The sequence below is a fragment of the Wolbachia endosymbiont of Madathamugadia hiepei genome (assembly GCF_013366855.1).
Taxonomy (GTDB): domain Bacteria; phylum Pseudomonadota; class Alphaproteobacteria; order Rickettsiales; family Anaplasmataceae; genus Wolbachia.
The window spans coordinates 1-3,108 of the sequence record NZ_WQMP01000122.1 but is presented as its reverse complement, the minus strand read 5'-3'; the positions used below and the strand labels follow the sequence as shown (position 1 = coordinate 3,108).

The 3,108-nt window shown below is 37.0% G+C and carries 2 protein-coding genes and 1 pseudogene; 1 reads left to right on the top strand and 2 read right to left on the bottom strand.

Annotation, left to right across the window (positions count from 1 at the left end):
* A pseudogene (locus GO685_RS04380) lies at nucleotides 1-291 on the top strand (hypothetical protein); the annotation flags it as partial.
* A gap of 248 nt (nucleotides 292-539) precedes the next feature.
* Here the strand turns inward: GO685_RS04380 and GO685_RS04375 are convergent.
* The gene (locus GO685_RS04375) at nucleotides 540-1,778 is read right to left on the bottom strand and encodes an NTP transferase domain-containing protein (RefSeq protein ID WP_175937735.1); all 1,239 of its coding nucleotides are present in this window, start codon (nucleotides 1,776-1,778) and stop codon (nucleotides 540-542) included.
* Entirely contained in the window at nucleotides 1,779-2,822 is a 1,044-nt protein-coding gene (gene pheS / locus GO685_RS04370) for a phenylalanine--tRNA ligase subunit alpha (RefSeq protein WP_175937734.1), read from the bottom strand.
* Nucleotides 2,823-3,108 lie beyond the last annotated feature (286 nt).

The following is a 3,108-nucleotide window of genomic DNA, read 5'->3' as shown; positions in this document are numbered from 1 at the left end:
CGTGATGAGAAAGCTATTCTCGCTCAAAAACTTGATGATGCTACTGAAAAAGGCATCAAAATTGGTAAAGAGGAAGGTAGAGAAGAAGGAATCCAAATCGGCGAAGAAAGAGGCATCAAAATCGGTCATCAAAAAGGTAGAGCGGAAGGGAGAGAGGAGGGCGAAAAACAGGCTAAAATTGCTGTGGCTAAAAACCTACTTAAAGCTGGTGTACCTGTTGATATCATAGCCCAAACTACTGGTCTTCCTAGAGCTGAAATTGCACAACTCAAAGAAGAAGTCACGAGTTAATCGCTTAGCTACCAATATATTTTGAAGTAAGCTGCCCATGAGGCTTCTTTTGCTTTTTTTCTCATCTGGTAAATTTCTTAAATATTAAAGCAATTCATGAACGAACATTTATTTTTACAACAGATGGTATCATCCCAGCGCGTGATGCTGGAATCTATGTTTCTTTATTTTCTGGATCCCAGTGGGCAACATGTCTAACTACAGCTCCTTATGAATATTCCACTTCTAAACTTTTCAGCAACCAATGACTACTTTATTTTCTTAATCACTTGCCTTTCTCTTGCAATTGCAAGGCTTTCGTTTGGCACATCTTCCACTATAACACTACCTGCTGCGATTACAGAGTCGTTGTGGACATTGAGCGGTGCAACCAATGAACTATTGGCACCAATAAAGCAATTGCTTCCAATATTTGTTTTGTGTTTCTTTTTTCCATCATAATTACACACAACAGTACCTGCACCTATGTTACTTTCCGGCCCTACTTTAGTATTTCCTATATAACTTAAGTGCTTTATTTTAGTATTCATGCCTATATCGCTTGCTTTTGCTTCGACAAAGTTTCCCACGATTGCACTTTCACCAATTGTTGTGCCTTCACACTTGGCAAACGGACCGATCCTAGCATTAGATCCCACTTTTACCCCAGGACCGAAAAAAACGTATGGGTAAACAATCGAATCCATACCAATTTGTGTCTCAAGAGAGAAAAAAACAGTCTCCGGAGCAACAAGCGTTACCCCAGAGTTGGTAAAAAATCTTCTTTTATTCTCTTGGAAGTAAAGCTCAGCTTTTGCAAGGTCATTTCTGTTATTTATTCCAATTGCTTCTTCTTCACCAGTAATAACGTAACCAACATTTAGATCGCTCTTTGCAGCAATGGAGACTATATCAGTTAAATAATACTCTTGTGTCAACTTATTACACTCTATTTTCCCCACCAATTCACGTAAATCCTTTGCATATGCAACTATTATCCCAGCATTAGCAAGAAATTCCTCATCATTATTTCCACCATTTTGTGCTTCTACGATTTCTCTTAGGGAACCATCCTCAATAATTAACCTACCGTACTCTTTATTGCTTGCCCTAAAACCTAGGCAAACTAGGGCCTTGCCTTCTAAAGAGCTAACCATTTTAGTTATCGTGCTGCTTTTTATTAGTGGAGTGTCTCCATACTGCACAACAACTATACTCGAATCTGGCAGTTTTGTCAGGCTTCTCATTGCAGTTTTAACTGCATCTCCTGTCCCAAGCGTTGACTTTTGTGTAATTAATTGTATATCCTCAAAGCACTGCAGCCGCTCAATTAAAGGCAAATCGACTACAACAGCTATATTTTCGGAACTTAGCTGTTTTGCATTGTAAATGACATGCTCGAGCATAGAGAAATTGCCTATTTTGTGCAGGACTTTGGGTAAGCCGGAATTCATTCGTTTGCCATGCCCGGCAGCAAGTATAATAAATGTGCAAACTTTATTTGTCACTTATCTTAAAGATGAAAAGTGAAAACCATAGTGGTTGAGCCAACTGATCTTGTTATCATAAAAGTTCCTTAGGTCACTAATTTGATATTTCAGCATTGCAAGCCTTTCTATGCCAATACCAAACGCAAAGCCATTGTATTTAGTATGATCTATCCCAACATTTTGAAAGACATTTGGATGCACCATACCACATCCAAGCACTTCTATCCATTTACTACCCTCATAACTTATATCCACTTCTGCAGAAGGTTCAGTAAAAGGGAAAAAACTGTTACGAAAGCGTATCTTTAATCCCTTATCTCCAAAAAACTTGTTAAGGAAGTGATGGATAGTAAATTTTAACTGACCCATATTGACGTTCTCATTGACATATAACCCCTCTATCTGGTGAAACATAGGAGTGTGAGTTGCATCAAAATCATTTCTGTATACCCTACCGGCAGCTACTATTTTAATTGGGAAAGTTTTTGCTTTTTCCATGGTTCTAATCTGCACAGATGAGGTGTGAGTGCGCAGCACCATTCTTTTGTCGTTTATTTTATTCTTTAAGTAAAAGGTATCTTGCTCCTCCCGTGCAGGATGATGACTTGGAGTATTCAGTGCATCAAACACATAAAACTCATCTTCAATGTCAGGACCATCGACCGCTTTGAAACCCATATGTGCAAAAATGAGTTTTACTTCATTTATAACCTTACTCAACGGGTGAATCCTGCCAATTTTTTCTGGCCTAACGGGCAATGTGATATCAACCGCTTCGTTTTGTAATTTAAAGTTGATTTCTTCGGCTTTTAATATGGTTTCCTTGTTTGTTATAAGCTGGTCCAGCTTATTGCGTAAAACGTTGATGACTGAGCCCAAATCACGTTTTTTTTCTGCGTCTTCTATCTTTTGTAAGTCATCAAAATAAATTTTAATTACACCCTTTTTTCCCAAATATGATAGCCTGATTTTTTCCAAATCTTGCAAAGAAGAAGCACCCTCGATTTCAGAAACTGTTTTATCCTCAAGCGAAGGTATTTCATTCAGTAGCTTTTTATTCATCTCAGAAACGCTAGCTTAAACTTTTATTATAGTAAAATCTTCAATATCATCAACAATCTGAGAAATTATCCTACTTTAATTATTAATTTATTGACTAATTATGCTTTTTATTTAATTTTATATTAAGAAATTAATAAATAAGAATATGCACAATGGTGACACTGGAACTGAGAAGGAGTATAAAATAAAGGGTTTACCTAGTCTCTGTGAAAAAAGTTTATCATGAGAAAATAAGGAAAGATGTAGCAAAAACTGGTAGTTTAACTTAGCTACAAATAGAGAAACT

Coding starts and splice junctions, on each gene's coding strand:
- pheS (WP_175937734.1), bottom strand. CDS start 2,822: ATGAATAAAAAGCTACTGAATGAAATACCTTCGCTTGAGGATAAAACA.